The following is an 18,599-nucleotide window of genomic DNA, read 5'->3' as shown; positions in this document are numbered from 1 at the left end:
CTACCCAAACCGCCGGCTTCCCATCTCAGGGAGGCCGGCGGTTTTTCATTCCGCCGTGACCCTGCGATACAGGTGCCATGTGGCGTGCCCAAGCACCGGCAGCACGATGATGAGGCCGACGAACAGCGGAATCGATCCGATCACCAGACCGGCCGCGACGATCAGACCCCACATCGCCATGGGGACCGGGTTCGCCATCACGGCGCGGACCGATGTTCCCACGGCCGACGCGACCCCCACCTTGCGGTCGAGCAAAAGCGGAAACGACACCACGCTGACCACCAGCGCCAGCACGGCGAAGAGGAAGCCGACGCCGACGCCCGCGACGATCAACATCCAGCCCGCTCGCGTCGAGAACAGGTCGCGTGCAAAGGCCTCGATCGAAACGGGGGGTGCCGGGCCGAGGGTGACCATGTAAATGATTTGGGCGGCGACCAGCCAGAGCAGGAAGATCGCCATCAACATCACCCCCAGCACCAAAATCGCCCCGAACGACGGGGAGGCGAGCACGCCGAACGCGTCGCCCCATCGGACAGCGACTCCCTGCTCGCGCCGCCGGCTCATCTCATAGAGGCCGATCGCCGCGAACGGGCCGACCAGCGCGAAGCCGGACGCCAGCGGGAACAGCAGGTGCAGCATGTCGCGACCGAACGCCGCCCGCGCCAGAACGAGGCCGGCGATGGGATAGATGAGGCAGATGAAGATGACGTCGGTCCGGCACGCCCCGAAGTCCTGAAGGCCTTTCGCCAGAACGTCACGAAGGTCCGCCGCCGTGATCCGGCGGATTGCCGGTGGCCGGACCTTCACCTCGTCGTCCGCTCCATAGACGGCATGGCTCCCCGACGCCACGGCCTGGGACCATTGCCGGTATTGGTCCATTCCATACTCAATGGGATTTCGAATTGTCATGTGCGCTCCTCCCGAACGCTTCGTTCGAGGGGCGGCGCAGTCCAGCCGTGATGAGGACTCCCGATCCGGCCGTCAGTCACGACAGAACCGCGACCCGCCATTCCGAACAGTATATGGCACCCGTCAAACCGATGCCCAGACAGCAAAAAAGAAAGCGCAATCCCCCGGACCGCAAATCACGGGCCGAATGGAGCCGTCTTCATCGTCGCTGTCGCGTCGTTCGGGGGTTGTCAGGCGATGAGGACGGCAAAGGCAAGGCACGCGGCCAACGGACCGCCCGCGAAAAGCCCAAGCGCGCTGATGCGTTCGATGCGGCTCCAGGACGCCCAATCACGATGGAGAGAGTGAAAGAACGGCTGCATGGCGTTCATGGCGCCCTCCTGCATTCATCCGGACTTGCCCGCCACTGACGGTGAGCAATCACCCGCGCTCGGCCGGTGTGACCAGATGAATATCAAGGCATCGTGGGTGCGACCGTTTAAAGCGAAGTGGTATCTCCGACTGAGGCCGTTGGAATTCCAACGGCCTCGTGCAGCGACGGCTTCCATGCACGAAGACGGGCGCTAAAGCGAATTTGCATTCGCTTTAGATTCAAACGGCCTCATGTGCCGGCTCTCAGCGGATGCCTCTGGCATCCGCCTGCCGCCAGCGGGAACGAAGTTCCCGCGAGAGGCCGGGCTTCGGCCGCACGTGCGGCCGGGACCGCGGTCGCGGTCCAAAGCGGATCGAAATCCGCTTTAACGCTCACGTCCCGGTCATCACCGGGGCGAAGGGCAAGCCCGCTTGATCCAGCGCGCGGTCGATGACCTCGTCGGACTTCTGGTCGAAGAGCTGCACCAGCAGTTCGTCCACCGCCCAGTCGTTGGTCGGGGTCAGTTTGGCGAAGAGTTCGCCCATCACCTCGGCCTGATAGTCGTCGCGGCGGTTGTCGCTGCCCTCGTATTCCATGCGCTTGGCGACACCCATGGCGACCTGGAAGGGCGGAACGAGCACCGGGCCGACGCCGGCCTTCTTCAGCACCGCGTTGAGACCAAGGGCTCCATCGTCCCACGCCAACCGGCGCGCGTTCTCCGCCGGGATGCCGGCCTTGACGCCGAGGCCCGCCGTGAACAGCGACAGGTCTCCCGCGCACAGCACGCGGAACAGCAGCGCCGTGGAAATGCGTCCGTTGGCGTGCAGCCATTGGGCGACCGCCTCCACATCCTCCGACCCGCGCAGGGCGGGGCGCAAAAGGCGCATGGTCGCGGCCTCGCGGCCGTTCTCGACGAGGCGTTCGACAAGATCGCGGGACAGGCCATGCGCGCGGGCCAGCGTGGTACGGACGGCGTCGGAGACGAAGGCGATCAGCCGTTCCACCACCGCCAGCGGCAGACCGGGGCGGGTCGCAGCCGCCTCGCTGACCATGCGGACCCGGCCGAAACGGTCGAGCGCGCGGTGGATCGAGCCTTCGGACACCGCAGCGCCCTTGTTGCGCAAAAGCGCGGTCACCACAGTGACGTTGCCGGTCTCCGCGATGGCGCCGGAAACCCGCTCCGACACCACGCGGCGGTTGGCGATGGCGAGGTGCTTGCCGGCGTCCGGATCGGCCAGCAGGCTCAGCAGCAGGTCGTCGCTGAGCCCGTCGGCGTCGCGGAGGATCGGGAAGGCCACCCGCGCCACGTCCTTGACTAGCCGCTCGGCCAATTCCTCGGTCAGCACGGGGTTGTTGCGGATCTGCCAAGCGACCGCCTCGCGCACGGCGGCCTGGGCGTCGCCCGCGAAGCAGTGCATGACCTCCAGGGCCAGCGACCGTTCCGCTTCGCTGAGTCCGCCCTGTTCGAAGTCGTGGACCAGCTTCGTCATCGTCTCGATGCGCGCCTCCGGAGAGGGAGAGGTGAGCAGCCGTTCGATGTCGCGGGATGACAGGAAATTCTCGCTCATATCAATCCAATCCCTTAATCCAGCCCTTGTCCGGAGTAGCGGACCATGTCGCCCCAGATACGGTCGAGGCGGCGGAGCGTGCGGTAAGCCGCCTTCAGGTCGGCGGCCTCGTTTTCGTTGCGCACCAGGGCGGCGGCCTGGAATTGCTCCAGCTTGGTCAGTTCGGCGCGCAACACCTGCCCCTTCTCGGACAGGCGCAGGCGAGCGGTGCGGCGGTCGCGCTGGCTGGCGCCACGGTCGATGTAGCCAGCCTCCACCAGGATCTTCAGGCTGTAGGACGCGTTGGATCCCAGATAGTAGCCACGTTCCATCAGGTCGCGGACCGACGGTTCGTCGTCGCCGATCAGCATGACCATGAGCGCCTGCACCGGCCCGATATCGTCGATTCCCTGCTTCAGCAGCCCCGCCCGCACGACGTCGAGGAAGCGGCGGTGCATCCGCTCGATCAGGCGGGCCACGCCGTGGTAGTCGGCGAGATCGGAAAGTTCGGCGGCATCGTCCCGGTGCGGCGCGTTCATGGCCGGTCTGCTCCTCTTGTTCTTCTTATTCGGCGGCGAGGGCAGCCGGGCCGCGATAGCCCTGCGGGTTGCGCTGGCGCCACGCCCAGGCGCCGCCGATGATGCTGTCCAGATCGGGGAAGCGCGGCTCCCAGCCGAGATCCTTGCGGATGCGCTCCGACGAGGCGATCAGCACGGCCGGGTCGCCGGCGCGGCGCGGGCCGACCTTCACGGGAACCTTGCGGCCGGTGACGCGCTCGGTCGCCTCGATCACTTCGCGGACGCTGTAGCCCTTGCCGTTGCCGAGGTTGTAGCGGACGCTGCGCTCCTCCAGCAGCGGCAGCACGCGCAGGTGCGCGTCGGCCAGATCGCAGACGTGGATGTAGTCGCGCACGCAGGTGCCGTCATGCGTCGGGTAGTCGTCGCCGAAGATCTCGATGTGCGGGCGCTTGCCGGCGGCGGCATCCAGCACCAGCGGGATCAGGTGCGTTTCGGGATAGTGATCCTCGCCGAGCAGGCCGTTCGGGTGCGCGCCCGCCGCGTTGAAGTAGCGCAGGCAGGCGGAGCGCAGGCCGTGGCAGCGGTCGGCCCAATGCAGGGCGCGCTCGATCATGTACTTCGACTCGCCGTAGGGGCTGCCGGGATCGATGGTGGCGTCCTCGTCGATGGGCAGGCGCTCCGGCATGCCGAACAGGTTGGCGGTGGAGGAGAAGACCATCTTGCCCACGCCCGCCTGCACCGCCGCCTGGATCAGGTTCAGCGAGGTGACGGTGTTGCCGTGCAGATAGGCGTGCGGGTTGCGCATCGACTCGCCCACCAGCGACAGCGCCGCGAAGTGGAACACGGCGTCGAATTTCCATTCGGCGAAGGTGCGCTTCAGCGCCTCCGTGTCGGCGAGGTCGGCTTCCACGAAGGCGGCCTCCGCCGGGACGGCGGCGCGGTGGCCCTGGCGCAGGTTGTCCAGCACCACGACGTTGAAGCCGCGCTCTAGCAGCTCGGCCACGCAATGGCTGCCGACATAGCCGGCGCCGCCCGTGACCAGCACAGTCTGGGACGAGGTCATCGCAAATATTCCTTGAATTTGTCCAATAATTGTCAGGCGTTGCGCCCGCCGGCATCAAAGGAGAGGAACACCCGTGGTGGCAGGCGCAAATGTTCCGTGGCGCAGCATGCCGTTTGTCTGGACTAATGACCAGTTAACGAAAACGGGGGGATGCAAACAATTACACGGCCGAGGGCCGAAGCAAAATTCTAGGTGAATCAATTAGTTATGACCGTTTTCAAGCCCCTTCCGAGATTGCGCGAAAGGGGTAGCAGCCTAAACTTATCACACGCTGCCGGAGCGTCCCGGCCGTAAGCGAAAGCGGTGCGGGCGGCGATTCCGCCGTGCTGCAGCGGTGCCTGCCGTCGTCCCAAAACGGCTTCAGGCACCCCGATGTCCGGGCAAGATTTCGTTAACCATGACTGCGCATGGTCGGGGTTTGCCTAAGGACAGGAATAGGCGGGAAGGATTTCGGATGAGCGGAATGGATCGGTCGCACTTGAACCGCGCCTATCGGAAGATCAGGCACGGGCTTCTCCTGGCCGGCGCGCTGAGCTTCTTTGTGAACCTCCTGATGCTCGTGGTTCCGCTCTACACGATGCAGATCTACGACCGCGTCATGAACAGCCGGAGTCTCGACACGCTGACCATGCTGGCGATCATCGCCGTGGGTGGTCTGGTGCTGTTCGGCATTCTGGACTTCATCCGCGCGCGCGCCTTCCTGGTCACGGGGGCGGTGATCTCGCACCGCTTCAACGTGCCGGCGCTGGAGGCGGCCATCGTGGACGCGCTGGGCGGCGGGCAGCGCAACGCCGGCCAGACCATGCGCGACCTGAACGAACTGCGCAACTTCATGACCAGCAGTGCGGTCACCGTGCCGCTGGAGCTGCTGTGGTCGCCGGTCTTTCTGGTCATCCTGTTTCTGCTGCACCCGATCTACGGCTGGATCGCGGTGGGTGCGGCGCTGCTGCTGCTGGGCATGAACGCCCTGACCGATGCGCTGACCCGCCGCCCGATGGCCGAGGCGAACGAGGCCTCCGCCAAGGTGTTCGCCGACATCGCCGGCGCCGTCCGCCACGCCGAGGCCATCGAGGCGATGGGCATGCTGCCGGCGCTCGCCCGGCGCTGGCAGGTGGCGCAGAACGGTTCCGCCTCGCTGATCGACCGGGGCGCCGCGCTGTCGCGCGCCATGGCCTCGGCATCGCGCGCGTTGCGCCTGATCATCCAGGTCGGCACCATTTCGGCCGGCGCGGCGCTGGTCATCCACAACGATGCGTCGCCCGGCAGCATGATGGCGTCCAGCATCATGATGGCCCGCCTGCTCCAGCCCTTCGAGCATCTGGTGGACAACTGGCGCCAGTGGGTCCTGGCCTCCGCCGCGCACAAGCGCATCCGGGAGCTGCTGAACGGCGAAAGGGCGATGCGCAGCACCATGCCGCTGCCCCAGCCCCAGGGCAGCATCAAGGTCGACCGCGTCAGCCATCTGCCGAAGGGCCTGTCGCGCCCGGTTCTGCGCGGCGTGTCCTTCACGCTGGAACCCGGCGAGGTGCTGGGCATCATCGGCCCGTCGGGGGCCGGCAAATCGACGCTCGCCCGCCTGATGGTCGGCATCTGGGAACCGACGGCCGGCGGCATCTATCTTGACGGCACCAGCACCTTCCTGTGGGAGCGCGAAAGCTTCGGCCGCTACGTCGGCTATGTGCCGCAGTCGGTGGCGCTGCTGGACGGCACCATCGGCGAGAACATCGCCCGCATGGGGCAGGCCGACCCGGCGGAAATCGTCCGCGCCGCCCGTTTGGCCGGCATCCACGAGATGATCGGGCGCCTGCCCTTCGGCTACGACACGCCGGTCGGCGACAACGCCTTCGCCCTGTCCGGCGGACAGCGGCAGCGCATCGCGCTCGCCCGCGCGCTGTTCGGCCGCCCGCGCCTGATCGTGCTGGACGAGCCCAATTCCAATCTCGACCACGAAGGGGAACAGGCGCTGCTCCACGCGGTCGGACAGGCGCGCAACGAGGGCGCCACGGTGGTGATGGTCGCCCACCGCCCCTCCATCGTGTCGATCGCCGACAAGCTGCTGGTCCTGAAGGATGGCGCCGTCGAGCATTTCGGCGAGCGCACCGACGTCTTGAAGCTGGTCCAGCCGGGTGGCGCCCCCAAGGTCGCCCGTCTGGTCCGTTCGGGAGAATCCGCATGACGAACGTCCCCACCGCCCCGCTGGCTTCCGCCCAGCCTCCCCTGAACTGGGCGCCGGTCATCGACGTGACGCCGGCCGAACCGTCGCTGCGCGGCACCGCGCTGGCCGGCGCGCTGGCCGTCGCCATCGGCTTCGGCGGCTTCCTCGGCTGGGCCTTCCTGGCCGATCTGGACAGCGCCGCCCTGGCCGCCGGCACGGTGATGGTGGAAAGCCATCGCAAAACCGTGTCGCACCTGGAAGGCGGCATCCTCCGTGAGCTGCTGGTCAAGGACGGCGACATGGTGGAGGCGGGGCAAGTGCTCCTGCGCCTCGACACCACGCAGAGCCAGGCCGTGGTCTCGCAGCTGTACGGCCAGTACTGGACCGCTCTGGCACGGCTGGCGCGGCTGCGCGCCGAACAGACCGACGCCCCGGCCCCGGTCTTCGCCGAGGAACTCGTCAAGGCGGCCACGGAAAGCCCCGTCGCCGCCGAGGCGCTGGCCGCCGAGAAGCGTCTGTTCGAGTCGCGCCGCGAAAGCTACGAAGGGCAGATCGCGATCCAGCGCAAGCGCATCGAGCAGCTGCGCGACGAGATGGTGGCGCTGGACGCGCAGCGCACCGCCACCGCCGACCGCCTGCGCTACACCGAGGACGAGCTGCGAATCGTCGAAGGTCTGCTGGCCAAGGGCTACGAGCGCAAGCCGCGCCTTCTGGAGCTTCAGCGCAACGTCGCCGACAGCCGTGGCAAGCTCGGCGAAATCCAGGCCAACCGGTCGAAGGCCGAACAGGGCATCGCCGCGGCCGAGCTGGAGATCATCAACCTCGGCAACACCCGCCGGTCGGAGGTCGGAAACGACCTGCAAACCGTCCAGGCCACCGTCTCCGACCTGACCGAGCGCCTGCGCGGGGCCGGCGACGTGCTGAAGCGGCAGGAGGTCACGGCACCCCAGGCGGGCCGCGTGACCGGTCTGAAGTTCTTCACCCCCGGCGGCGTCATCCCGGCGGGGGTCGGCATCCTCGACATAGTGCCGCAGGACGACGGGTTGATCGTGGAGGCGCGCGTGTCCCCCGCCGACGTGCAGAACGTCGAGATCGGCGGCGATGCCTCCGTGAAGCTGATCGGCTACCGCCAGCGTGTGGTGCCGCCGGTGCCGGGCAAGGTCATCGCCGTTTCCGCCGACCAGTTGCAGGACGAGCGGACGGGGCAGGCCTATTTCACGGCCCGCGTCAGCCTGGACGCCGCCACGCTGAAAGCGCTGCCGAACGTGGAGCTGCATCCCGGCATGCCGACCGAGGTGATGATTCGCGGCCACAGCCGCAAGGCCATCGAATACTTCCTGACGCCGCTGACCGACGGCCTGAACCGCGCCTTCCGCGAGCAATAAATTTCGCTGTCCTGCTTCCCCGCCAATGGCGGGGAAGTACCAGCGCGCTTTTTCTTTCCCGCTTGAGCCGTTTTCAGAAGCGCGTGGCTTTGGGCCGTCCCGGCTGTCGGCCCGAACTGCGGCGGCCCAATCCGCGTCAGTGTGCCGTTTTGGTCGGCTTGGGCCGAGCAGGGCGCGGCCCGACACCCAGCGCTTTTCAACATCGGCATCGCCAGCCACCGCCGGCGGCTTAAAAGTTCGAAAATCGTTGCATTACACACAGAAAGCCAAGGGCAAATCACCTCCCCGACCACCAAAAACCTGTGTTCAAAAAGGGATGTTTAGATTTTCGAAAGGCTTTGAAGCCAAAGTCCGTCGCATCACGCAACGATCATTGAGAATTATTGGTCGGGGACTCTTAAAACTCAACTTTTCCCTTCCTTTGGCCTCACCATTATCACAGCCGGACTCGCCATCATTTGGGTACATCGTTGGTCGTAACTCGCCATTTCGGGGTAGGCAGACAATCGGCTGCCCCACCCAATCGCATCGTTAAGGAGTATCCAACATGGCCACCCTTCCTGGCGGCAGCTACGAAGACATCGTCAACACCGGCACCAACAAGGCCGACCTCATCCAGGGCGATCAGGGGAACGACCTCCTGTTCGGCGGCAACGGCGAAGACACGGTGCTTGGCGGCGCCGGCAACGACATTCTGGACGGCGGCAACGGTGAGGACGTCCTGTCCGGCGGTGACGGCGACGACATCCTGTCCGGCGGCAACGGCGACGACGTCCTGACCGGCGGCAACGGCGAGGATGTCCTGGCCGGCGGCAAGGGCGACGACGTCCTGTCCGGCAATGACGGCGACGACATCCTGAAGGGTGACGAAGGCGACGACATGCTGCTCGGCGGCGCCGGCAACGACATTCTGGACGGCGGCAAGGGCGATGATGTCCTGAAGGGCGGCAACGGCGACGACATCCTGAAGGGTGGCGACGGCGACGACTTCCTGGCCGGCGACGAAGGCAACGACATGCTGGTCGGCGGCAAGGGCGACGACATCCTGTCCGGCGGCGAGGGCAACGACACCTTCGTGTTCTCCGGCGGCGGCGGTCAGGACGTGGTGCTCGACTTCCAGGTGGGCGAGGATCTGCTGCAGATCGATCGCAACATCAACGGCCTCAAGATCGCCAGCGCCGACGATCTGGCGGCCCGCGTCACCGACCAGGGCGGCGACGCCGTCATCGACCTGGGCAACGGCGACACCATCACGCTGAAGGGTGTCTCCGCCGAGGACGTGCACAACAACCCGAACGACTTCTTCGTGATCCACTGATGACCCACTAGGGGGGACCGGATCGGCGGCGTGCGCTCCGCACGCCGCCGGCTGGTCCGCAAGGAGCGCATGACCGTACTCGCCGTCCTGCCGACCTCGGCCTCCATCGCCCCCGCGCAGCTCAGCGCGTTGGGCGATGATTTCGTTCTCGCCTCCTGGGAAAGCGACGGTCCGGAGACCTCCGGCCGCGTGGTTCCCTCGCTCGACGGCGAGGAGGTCCGGCCGCCCTACACGACGCTCTCCGTCCGGACGAGCTGGGGCGGGCAGCGGGTGCTTTCCATCCTGCGGACGCCGCGAAAGCCCGGCGCCACCGCGCGGTTCATCGCTCAGGGCCGCGTCATCGCGGAAGCCCAGGCGGAACCCGAATCCCCCGATCTCGACCCCGCCTTCCTGCTGGGCAGCCTGGACGCGACCGCCCGGCTGCGCGTGGTCCGTTTTCTGTTCGATTTCGCGCGCTCCACCCCCAGCTTGCGTAGCGATGCCGGCTTCGCCGGCGTGTGCCGCCGCATGGTGCTGGAGCTGTCGCCCACCCCCTCCCCCGTGACCGCCCGCGCCACCGCGACGGACGAGCTGCTGCTGTGCGGCGGTTCGCTTTCCTCCGGCTTCGGCGAGGTGACCGGCGCGGTCATCATCACGCCGGGCGCCGTCGGCCCCGCCCCGTTCGAGGTCTGCGTCGGCTCCACCATCGACCGGCGCGGGCGCACGTCGATGGACCTGCTGGTGGACCGGGCGCTGTGCCTGCCGGGCAACCTTCTGGTTCTGCTGGGCCGCAACGGGCTGGCCTGCCGCGCCTTCGGCGCCGTGCCCCCCACCCTGCCGGCCCTGACCGAGCATCTGGGGACACCGAAGCGTGACACGCCGCTAGCCCTGCGCCAGTACATCCTGCGCGGACTCGCCCAGCGCGGCCGGTCCGACGCCACCGCCGCCGCCGCCGTGCGGGAGTTGCAGGTTCTGGTCCCGCTGCCCAAGCGGCAGGTCGCTGACGCCAAGCGGTCCATCGGCGCCTCGCTTGATCTGGCCGTTCCGACCGGCGACGGCGGGCTGTTCCTGGCCGGCTGGGTGCACGACCCGCACGGGCTGAGCAACGGCCTTAGCGTGCAGACGCCGTTCGGCGGCGAGCGCCGGTTGGAAGTGTTGGAGCATCGTTTCCCGCGCGAGGACGTGGCGAAGCTGTTCAAGAGCGACCATGCCGACCGCAGCGGCTTCATCGCCTATCTGCCGGGTGCGCCGGAGCCGGCCGCCTCGCTTCAGGTTCATGCGGAACTGCTGCTGGGCTCCGGCGGGTCGATCAAGCTGGTGCCGCCGCTGCGCCCGATGGCCCCGGCCGACGCCCGCGCCGCCGTGCTGGGCAGCCTGCCGCCGCACTTCGCCACGCCCCACGTTTTGGAAACGGTGATCGGCCCGGCCGTGGCGCCGCTGCACGCCGCCCACATGGCGACCCGGCGCGAGCCGGAGATGGTGGTCTTCGGCAAGCGGCCGGAGAATCCGACCGTGTCGGTCATCATCCCGCTTTACAAGACGCTGGAGTTCCTGCGCTTCCAGCTCTCCAGCTTCGCGACCGATCCTGGCATGGATGAAGCCGAGCTGATCTTCGTGCTGGACAGCCCGGAGCAGCGCGACGAGCTGGTGCACATGCTGCACGGCTTCCACGGCCTTTACGGTCTGCCGATGGTGCTGTTGGTGCAGTCCGCGAACTACGGTTATTCGGCGGCTAATAACGCGGGTGCGGCGGCCAGCCACGCGCGCAAGCTGCTGTTCCTCAATTCCGACGTGATTCCGGACCGGCCGGGCTGGCTCGGCGATCTCGTCGCGGCCCTTGAGGAGCGGCGGGGCACGGGTGCGGTCGGGCCGAAGCTGCTGTTCGACGACGACAGTCTTCAGCACGCCGGCCTCTATTTCGACCGCGACGTGCGCGGGCGGTGGTTCAACCATCACTTCTTCAAGGGCATGCCGCGCGACTTCCTGCCGGCCTGCCGGGCGCGCAGCGTGCCGGGCGTCACGGGGGCCTGTCTGCTGATGTCGCGCACCGCGTTCGAGGCGGTCGGCGGCTTCTGCGAGGACTACGTCATCGGCGACTTCGAGGATTCGGACCTGTGCCTGCGCATCCGCGGCGCGGGGCTGGACATCCGCTACGTCCCCTCGGTGGAGCTGTACCATCTGGAACGCCGCTCCATCAGCAAGCACCAGGGTTACACGCGCGGCGTGGCGTCGGAATACAATTGCTGGCTCCACGCCCGCCGCTGGTCCGCCCTGATGGAGGAACTGACCGCGCGCGACTGGGACGAGGACAGCCCTCCCCCACCACCGTCCCTGGGGCCGTCCTTCGGGCCGCCCTGCGCTCCCGCCCCAGCATCCCAGCCCCAATCCGACCCGCAACCGTCGCGCCGTTCCGGCCGCGCGCACCGGAAACGGAGGTAATCCCGTGAACGAAGTCCTGACCGGCCAGAAGCTGGCGATCCTGCGCCGCCGCGCCGACCCGCGCCTGGAATGGCTGTGCGCCCAGATCGCGCGCAACCGCTTCCTGCCCGTCCCGCCGCCCGACCGCGTCTTCATCGGCGACGGCGACTTTCGCGCCATCGGGGCGGAGTTCCTGCGCCACTTCGTCCGCACCGGCGGGCTGAAGCCGAACCACCGCGTGCTGGAGATCGGCTGCGGCATCGGCCGCATGGCGCTGCCGCTGACCCAGTATCTGGAGTCCTCCTACGACGGCGTGGACATCGTCGAGGACGGCATCCAGTGGTGCCGGGAAACCATCACGCCGGCCTACCCGGAGTTCCGCTTCCAGCGGCTGGACGTGGTGAACGGGCTGTACAATCCGGGCGGCGCTGTCCAGGCGTCAAAGACCACCCTGCCCTTCCCGGACGCCGGGCATGATTTCGTCATCCTGACCTCAGTCGTCACGCATCTGCGGACGGAGGAGACGGCGCGCTACGCCGCCGAGATCGCCCGCGTGCTGAAGCCCGGCGGGCGCTGCTTCCTCAGCCTTTTCCTTGTGGACACCAGGGCGCGCGAGGGCATCGCGAAGAAGACCGCGCGCCCGGCCTTCATCGACGCGCCGGGGCCGGAATACATCGCCGACGAGGCCCACCCCAACGCGGCGGTGGCCTATGGCGAGTCCTTCCTGCTCGGCCTGTTCGCCCGCCATGGCCTGCGCCCGGCCCGCGCCATCCTGCGCGGCCACTGGAGCGGGCAGCGCATGGCCGAGAACTTCCAGGACATCCTGGTGCTGGAGAAGCAGGCATGAGCAGCCATCCCCGCGTCCTGGTGATTGCCCACAACCACCCGAGCCTGCATCCCGGCGGCACGGAGATCTTCGCGCACGAGCTGTTCGGTGGCCTGAAGGCGGCGGGGGCGGAGGCGCTTTTCCTCGCCTGCACCAACGGCATCCACCGCGACCGCAAGCCGGGCACCAACCTGCAAACGCTGGGGCGCAGCGCCGACGAGGTGGTTCTGTGGGCCGGTCACTTCGACCATTTCCACCAGAGCCAGATCGACCTGCACGGAATCGTGCCGGATCTGTCGAACCTGCTGCGCGCCTTCAAGCCGGACATCGTGCACGTCCATCACACGCTGCTGCTGGGCGTGGAGATGCTGTTCCTGATCCGGCGCGTCTGCCCGAAGGCGAAGATCGTCTACACGCTGCACGACTATTACCCGATCTGCGCCAACGACGGGCAGATGGTCACGGTCGGCAACCGCGCGCTGTGCCGCGCCGCCTCGCCCGACGCCTGCCACCGCTGCTTCCCCGACCGGCCGGCCGACCAGTTCGTGCTGCGCGAGAAGCACATCAAATCGATGTTCGGGCTGGTGGACCGCTTCCTGGCGCCGAGCGCCTTCCTGCGGGAACGCTACATCGCCTGGGGCATTGCGCCCGACCGGATCGAGGTGATGGAGAACGGCCGCCCGGCGGTCGAGCCGGCGCCTCACCGGACCATTCCCGTGGGCGAGACGCGCAACGCCTTCGCCTATTTCGGCAACCTGAACCCCTTCAAGGGGATCACGGTGGCGCTGGACGCGGTGGGCAAGCTGGCCAAGTCCGGCCATGACCTGTCGCTGGCCGTGCACGGCGGCGCGCCCTTCCAGACCGACGCCTTCAAGGCGAAGATCGAGGACGGCTTCAAAGCGGCCAAGGGGCTTGCCGTTCAGCACGGTCCCTACCGGCGCGAGGAGATGGCCGGCCTGATGGCCGGGGCCGACTGGGTCGTGACGCCGTCGGTGTGGTGGGAGAACGCGCCGCTGGTCATCCGCGAGGCGTTCCAGCACCGCCGCCCGGTCATTTGCAGCGGCATCGGCGGCATGGCCGAGGCGGTGCGCGACGGGGTGGACGGGCTGCATTTCCGCGCGGGCGACGCCGCCGATCTGGCGCGCGTCATGACCCGCGCGATGACCGAGCCGGGGCTTTGGGAACGGCTCGTCTCCAACATTCCAGCCGTGCGCACGACCGACGAGGCGGCGGCCAAACATATCATTCTTTACGACGAACTTTCGACCGGCGGCGCGGGGGCGCTCCGTGACGAGGTGAGTAGCGGGAGCATTGCTCGATGAAGGAACCGATCACCAAGGCCGACATCACTGCGGCCATTCTGCTGGACGACGACACGCTGGTGCTGTTCGGCGCCATCGACCGGCCGTTGCCGGCGACGGCCTCCGTGCATCTGGACGGGTCGGTCGAAGGCCGTTTCGGCGGGCGCTGCTGGACGGACGCGGAGGGTGAGCGCTGGTTCCTGGCCGGCATCCGCGTGCCGGGCCTCGCCCAGATGCGCCCGTCGCGCGTCGAAATCGACGGCGAGGATGGCCAGCGCATGGTCCTGCCGCGCCTGTCCAACGTCCGCACCAACCCCGCGCACCTGATCGTCGCGCTGAAGGAGTTCCAGCCGGGCTGCATGGGGCTGGCGCTGGACTTCGCCGGGGCGCTCGCCGCCTCGACGGACGGGCCGTCCGACCGCATCGGCCGGCTGTTGGCCGGGCTGGTGCAGGAGGTGTCGCAGCCGGACGGCTTCGCCGAAGTGTTCGGCCGCTTCCGCGACGGCAGCCTGATGCTCCAGGGCTGGGCACGGTCCTTGAAGACCGGCGTGCAGAAGCTGCTGATCGAGGCCGAGGACGTCCAGGTCTACCGGGGCGCCGCCGCCGCCTTCGCGCGGCCGGATCTGCCGGGCGACGCGTCGGGCGTGCTGGCCGTGCTGACCGACACGACCCCGGCGCCGGGCGCCATCCGCCGCATCCATTACCGCGCCGCCGACGGCTGGCGTCATCTGGAGATCTTCGAGCACCGCACCATCCTGCCAGAAGGCGTGGCCTCCGCCCATGTCAGCGACATGCTGGGCAACCTGCATGACGGCGAGGCGCGTCAGGCGGTCGCCCGCCTCGCGGCGTCCCGCTACGACGGCGTGGAGACGGTGTCGCGGCTGGAGGTGCCGGTGCGCATCGGCCTGGACATGGCGTTGCGCGTGCCGGGTGCCGGTCTGTTCGTCGGCGGCTGGCTGCTCGACCCGACCCGGCAGGTTCGCACCGTCACGCTGAAGGGGCCGGGCGTATCCGCCCGCCTGGACGCGGAGTGGACGCGGCTTGCCCGGCGCGACGTGACGGACGCCTTCGCCCATGACCCGCTGTTCGCCGGGCGCCTCGTCCCCGGCCAGGACAGCCACGGCTTCACCGCCTTCGCGTCGGAGCCCGCCGGCATTCCGGAGGGTGCCGAATTCCACCTGGAACTCGAACTCGCCGACGACCGCTTCGCCTTCCTGCCGCTGAGTTGCCTGCCGCCATCGCCGGACGTGCTGCGCCGCATGCTGTCGGTGGTCAATCTGGACAGCCCGTCCATCGAACAGATCATCGCCCGCCACGTCGGCCCGATGCTGCGCACCGCCGGGGCCAAGGGGTCCGAGGTGGCCGCGACCGGAACCCACGCCATGGGCCGCTTGGTGGAAAGCCCGCGCGTGTCGGTCATCCTGCCGGTGACGGACGGCCGCGAAGACGTGGACCTGAACCTCGCCCGCCTCGCCATCGACCCGGACTTCGCGGAGGCCGAGGTGCTGGTCGTCGCGGCCAGCGGCACGCACGAGCGGCTGGGCGGCACGGTGCGGCAGGCCGCCGCCTTCTACCGCCTGTCGGTCACCTTCGTCACCGCGCCGGACGCCACCGACCCGTTCCAGGCTATCGCGTCCGCCCTGCCCCATGCGCGGGCCGAGCGGGTGCTGCTGCTCTCCCCCTCGGTCCTGCCGGTCGAGAAGGGCTGGCTGTCGGCGCTGGAGCGGGTGTCGCGCAAGTCCGGCGGGCCGGTGATGGTCAGCCCGACGCTGCTGTACGAGGATCACTCCATCCGCTTCGCCGGCATCATGGCGGTGGAGGGGCCGGAGGGTTCCGTGACCTACGAGCGCCGCTTCGCCGGCTACCCGCGCGACTGGCTGAAGGAGCGCGACGCCAACGCGGTGGATGCAGCGGCGCCGGAATGCGCGCTGCTGCCGAAGGACACGTTGGCCCGCGTGCTGGCGACCATGGGCTCCTACATGGGGGCCGACCACAAGGGGCTGGACCTCTGCCTGCGCCTGCGCGCGCTGGGCGGGGCCTGTGTGTGGCTGCCCCGCGTCACGCTGGTGGCGCTCGACGAGCAGCCGCGCGACGCCCACGCCGACCGCTGGCGCCGCGCGGGCGCCATGGTGGACCGGTGGAGCTTCGAAGACACCTGGTCCGCCCGCGTCGCCGCCTGACCCCCAGCTTTAAGATTGGTTCCATCATGAGCAAGACGAAGCGCGTCCTGATCATCAGCCACGGACACCCCGCCTTCTCGCTGGGCGGTGCGGAGGTGGCCTCCTACAACCTTCACCAGGGCCTGCACGACCTGCCGGGCTGGGAGAGCCATTATCTGGCCCGCACCTCCCCGCCGGTGCGGCCGCACGGCAGCTCCGCCCTGATGGCGCTGCGCCAGAAGGAGCGGGAGGTTCTCTACTACGCCAACGACTACGACCACTTCCGCCTGTCGAACCGGAACCTGCCGGGGCTGGAGAAGGACTTCGTCCGCTACGTGCGCGACCTTCAGCCGGACGTGGTGAACTTCCACCATTTCCTCGGCCTCGGCATCGAGACGATCCAAGCGATCCGGCAGGCGCTGCCGCGCGTGCCCATCGTGGTGACCTTCCACGAGTATCTGTCCATCTGCCATCACCACGGCCAGATGGTGAAGACCAGCCGCAACACGCTGTGCTACCGCGCCAGCCCGGCCGACTGCGCCGGCTGCTTCCCGCACATCGGCGAGGCGGAGTTCTTCAAGCGCGAGCTGTTCCTGAAGACCTTCCTGGAGCAGGCCGACTACTACATCAGCCCGTCGAACTTCCTGATCGACCGCTACGTCGATTGGGGCCTGCCCCGCGAGAAGTTCCGGATGATCGAGAACGGCCTGACCATCGAGGGCATCGCCCCGCCCCGCCCGCTGGCGCGCGGCGGCAAGCGCAACCGCTTCGCCTTCTTCGGCCAGCTGACCGAGTTCAAGGGCGCCCACGTCCTGGTCGAGGCCATCGGCCGCATCTCGGAAAAGGCCTGGGGCGAGGACGGCGCGCTGATGATCTTCGGCGGCAACCTGGAACGCCAGCCGGAGGCCTATCAGAAGAAGTTCAACGAGGCGGTCGAGCGTGCCGGCGACCGCGTGCGCTTCTATGGCAGCTACCGTTCGGCAGAACTGCCCGGCCTGATGAAGGACGTGGACTGGGTAGTGATGCCCTCCATCTGGTGGGAGAACTCGCCCGTCGTGATTCAGGAGGCCTTCCTGCACGGCCGCCCGATCATCGCCAGCAACATCGGCGGTATGGCCGAGAAGGTGACGCACGGCGTGGACGGGCTGCATTTCCGCAACGCCAGCGTTGAGGATCTGGTGGACCGCATGACCGAGGCGCTGACCACCCCCGACCTGTGGGATCGCCTGCGCATGCGCATCCGCCGCCCCATCGACCGCGCCGAGTGCGCGCGCCGACACGCGGACGTCTACGACGCGCTGATCGCAGCGGCGGGCGGCGGTCCCGTCGCCATGCCCGCCATGCCCGAGCGGGCGGTGGCGCAGCGGTCGTGATGCGGCAAACGCTTGCCCCCACCCTGACCCTCCCCCGCTATCGCAGGGGAGGGAATCTCGCCCTCCCCTGCAAGGCGGGGGAGGGAGGGGACCCGCGCGGAGCGCGGGGAGGGTGGGGGCAAGCGCTTGCACTCACGCTTGCCCTTCTCACCACCCCCCTGCACGCCGCCGAACTGCGCGCCACCGTTCCCCCCGGCGCCCAGCTCGAAACGGTCTACGACCACGGCACGCAGGCCTGCGAGGCGTGGGACGTGCCCGACGCCCCGGCGCGCGCCTGGAAGGGCGCCGATGGGACCGTCCATCTGCTCGCCGCACACCTGCGCGCACGCACGCTGAACGGGCCGTCGCTGAACGCGGTCCGCCACGACTGCCGCGTCGTCTACGAATCCAAAAAGCAGGACGATCCGGCGCGGTACGACGACATGGGCTGGCTGGCCTCGCCCTACTCGCCGGACGGAACGACCATCTACGCGCTGGTCCACAACGAGTATCACGGTCACAAGCGCCGCGACCTCTGCCCGGCCGGCGACTATATGGCCTGCTGGTGGAACGCGCTGACCCTGTCGGTCTCCACGGACGGCGGAAAGAGTTTCGGCCCCGCCCGTTACGTGGCGGGCGTGCCCTACCGGTTCCGGGGCGACCTCGGCCGCCGCGCCGGGCTGTTCGGGCCGAGCAACATCGTCGAGCATGAGGGCTGGTACTACGCCATGTCCTTCGCCGAGAAGCTGGGCGCGCAAAAGCGCGGCGTCTGCCTGATGCGCACGCGCGATCTCGCCGATCCGGCCTCCTGGCGCGGTTGGGACGGGCGGAACTTCACCGTCCGCTTCCTCGATCCCTACGCGGAGGGCAAGGCCGACCCGGCCGCGCACGCCTGCGCGCCGCTGCCGTCCGACCGCCTGCCCTTCACGGTCACCGGCCTCGTCCGTCACAGGGCCACCGGCCAGTTCGTCGCGGTCATGGCCGGGCAGCGGGCGGAGCGGCCGGGAGCGGAGCCGGTGTCCGGCGTGTGGACCTCGACCTCCGCCAACCTCGTCAACTGGTCAAAGCCCCGCCTTGCCTGGGCGGCACCGTTGCTGACTCACAAGGACTGCGCCGACCGGGAGACCTTCTATTATCCGTCGATCCTCGATCCGGACGCCATGTCCCGCAATTTCGAGGACACGGACGGGGACGCCTTCCTGTACCTGACCCGGATCACGCAATCCCGCTGCAAGGCGAGCCGCGACCGTGATCTGGTCCGAATAATGATCCGCGTCAGCCCGGCCGACGGCGGCTAAAGTCCCACCACCTCGACCC

The 18,599-nt window shown here is 68.4% G+C and carries 14 protein-coding genes; 9 read left to right on the top strand and 5 right to left on the bottom strand.

Annotated features, from left to right (window positions below; genetic code table 11):
- Window positions 1-45 precede the first annotated feature (45 nt).
- From J2852_RS17775 to galE, 5 genes are all read right to left on the bottom strand, one after another.
- On the bottom strand, window positions 46-909 hold the full coding sequence (locus J2852_RS17775) for a DUF2189 domain-containing protein (protein ID WP_209877948.1): 864 nt from the start codon (window positions 907-909) through the stop codon (window positions 46-48).
- A gap of 230 nt (window positions 910-1,139) precedes the next feature.
- Window positions 1,140-1,280 (bottom strand): hypothetical protein, encoded by a 141-nt coding sequence (locus J2852_RS17770; protein ID WP_209877946.1) that lies wholly within the window; start codon window positions 1,278-1,280, stop codon window positions 1,140-1,142.
- A 373-nt stretch (window positions 1,281-1,653) separates the two neighbouring features.
- Window positions 1,654-2,829, bottom strand: a complete 1,176-nt coding sequence (locus J2852_RS17765) for a DUF2336 domain-containing protein (protein ID WP_209877944.1) — start codon at window positions 2,827-2,829, stop codon at window positions 1,654-1,656.
- Between the two features lie 14 nt (window positions 2,830-2,843).
- Window positions 2,844-3,347, bottom strand: coding sequence for a MarR family winged helix-turn-helix transcriptional regulator (locus J2852_RS17760; RefSeq protein ID WP_209877942.1), 504 nt, complete (start codon window positions 3,345-3,347; stop codon window positions 2,844-2,846).
- Between the two features lie 25 nt (window positions 3,348-3,372).
- Complete coding sequence (gene galE, locus J2852_RS17755; RefSeq protein ID WP_209877940.1) at window positions 3,373-4,389, bottom strand: UDP-glucose 4-epimerase GalE; 1,017 nt, start codon at window positions 4,387-4,389, stop codon at window positions 3,373-3,375.
- A gap of 463 nt (window positions 4,390-4,852) precedes the next feature.
- Here galE and J2852_RS17750 point away from each other — a divergent pair, with 463 nt between their 5' ends.
- From J2852_RS17750 to J2852_RS17710, 9 genes are all read left to right on the top strand, one after another.
- Window positions 4,853-6,565, top strand: a complete 1,713-nt coding sequence (locus J2852_RS17750; protein ID WP_246499800.1) for a type I secretion system permease/ATPase — start codon at window positions 4,853-4,855, stop codon at window positions 6,563-6,565.
- The gene (locus J2852_RS17745) at window positions 6,562-7,929 is read left to right on the top strand and encodes an HlyD family type I secretion periplasmic adaptor subunit (protein WP_209877936.1); all 1,368 of its coding nucleotides are present in this window, start codon (window positions 6,562-6,564) and stop codon (window positions 7,927-7,929) included. The genes J2852_RS17750 and J2852_RS17745 overlap by 4 nt, the downstream gene beginning before the upstream one ends.
- A gap of 547 nt (window positions 7,930-8,476) precedes the next feature.
- Entirely contained in the window at window positions 8,477-9,247 is a 771-nt protein-coding gene (locus J2852_RS17740) for a calcium-binding protein (protein WP_209877934.1), read from the top strand.
- Between the two features lie 30 nt (window positions 9,248-9,277).
- A complete protein-coding gene (locus J2852_RS17735; RefSeq protein ID WP_343206774.1) occupies window positions 9,278-11,665 on the top strand; it encodes a glycosyltransferase in 2,388 nt (795 codons plus the stop codon).
- A gap of 4 nt (window positions 11,666-11,669) precedes the next feature.
- Entirely contained in the window at window positions 11,670-12,491 is an 822-nt protein-coding gene (locus J2852_RS17730; protein WP_209877932.1) for a class I SAM-dependent methyltransferase, read from the top strand.
- Entirely contained in the window at window positions 12,488-13,792 is a 1,305-nt protein-coding gene (locus tag J2852_RS17725) for a glycosyltransferase family 4 protein (protein ID WP_209877931.1), read from the top strand. The genes J2852_RS17730 and J2852_RS17725 overlap by 4 nt, the downstream gene beginning before the upstream one ends.
- Window positions 13,789-15,951 carry a hypothetical protein gene (locus tag J2852_RS17720; RefSeq protein ID WP_209877929.1) on the top strand — a complete coding sequence of 721 codons (2,163 nt, stop codon included), beginning with the start codon at window positions 13,789-13,791 and terminating at the stop codon, window positions 15,949-15,951. The genes J2852_RS17725 and J2852_RS17720 overlap by 4 nt, the downstream gene beginning before the upstream one ends.
- Before the next feature lie 26 nt (window positions 15,952-15,977).
- Window positions 15,978-17,303, top strand: a complete 1,326-nt coding sequence (locus J2852_RS17715) for a glycosyltransferase family 4 protein (RefSeq protein WP_209877927.1) — start codon at window positions 15,978-15,980, stop codon at window positions 17,301-17,303.
- Window positions 17,303-18,580, top strand: a complete 1,278-nt coding sequence (locus J2852_RS17710; protein WP_209877924.1) for a hypothetical protein — start codon at window positions 17,303-17,305, stop codon at window positions 18,578-18,580. Before J2852_RS17715 ends, J2852_RS17710 begins: the two co-directional genes overlap by 1 nt.
- Window positions 18,581-18,599 lie beyond the last annotated feature (19 nt).

The sequence above is a fragment of the Azospirillum soli genome, assembly GCF_017876165.1.
Classification (GTDB): Bacteria; Pseudomonadota; Alphaproteobacteria; order Azospirillales; family Azospirillaceae; genus Azospirillum; species Azospirillum soli.
The sequence above is the reverse complement of the archived record's forward strand: the minus strand, read 5'-3'. Positions and strand labels throughout refer to the sequence as shown.

What these genes read in the sequence shown, in the direction of transcription:
- J2852_RS17710 (WP_209877924.1), top strand. Translation starts at nt 17,303, where the DNA reads ATGCGGCAAACGCTTGCCCCCACCCTGACCCTCCCCCGCTATCGCAGG.
- J2852_RS17750 (WP_246499800.1), top strand. Translation starts at nt 4,853, where the DNA reads ATGGATCGGTCGCACTTGAACCGCGCCTATCGGAAGATCAGGCACGGG.
- J2852_RS17760 (WP_209877942.1), bottom strand. Translation starts at nt 3,347, where the DNA reads ATGAACGCGCCGCACCGGGACGATGCCGCCGAACTTTCCGATCTCGCC.
- galE (WP_209877940.1), bottom strand. Translation starts at nt 4,389, where the DNA reads ATGACCTCGTCCCAGACTGTGCTGGTCACGGGCGGCGCCGGCTATGTC.
- J2852_RS17745 (WP_209877936.1), top strand. Translation starts at nt 6,562, where the DNA reads ATGACGAACGTCCCCACCGCCCCGCTGGCTTCCGCCCAGCCTCCCCTG.
- J2852_RS17765 (WP_209877944.1), bottom strand. Translation starts at nt 2,829, where the DNA reads ATGAGCGAGAATTTCCTGTCATCCCGCGACATCGAACGGCTGCTCACC.
- J2852_RS17770 (WP_209877946.1), bottom strand. Translation starts at nt 1,280, where the DNA reads ATGAACGCCATGCAGCCGTTCTTTCACTCTCTCCATCGTGATTGGGCG.
- J2852_RS17775 (WP_209877948.1), bottom strand. Translation starts at nt 909, where the DNA reads ATGACAATTCGAAATCCCATTGAGTATGGAATGGACCAATACCGGCAA.
- J2852_RS17725 (WP_209877931.1), top strand. Translation starts at nt 12,488, where the DNA reads ATGAGCAGCCATCCCCGCGTCCTGGTGATTGCCCACAACCACCCGAGC.
- J2852_RS17720 (WP_209877929.1), top strand. Translation starts at nt 13,789, where the DNA reads ATGAAGGAACCGATCACCAAGGCCGACATCACTGCGGCCATTCTGCTG.
- J2852_RS17715 (WP_209877927.1), top strand. Translation starts at nt 15,978, where the DNA reads ATGAGCAAGACGAAGCGCGTCCTGATCATCAGCCACGGACACCCCGCC.
- J2852_RS17740 (WP_209877934.1), top strand. Translation starts at nt 8,477, where the DNA reads ATGGCCACCCTTCCTGGCGGCAGCTACGAAGACATCGTCAACACCGGC.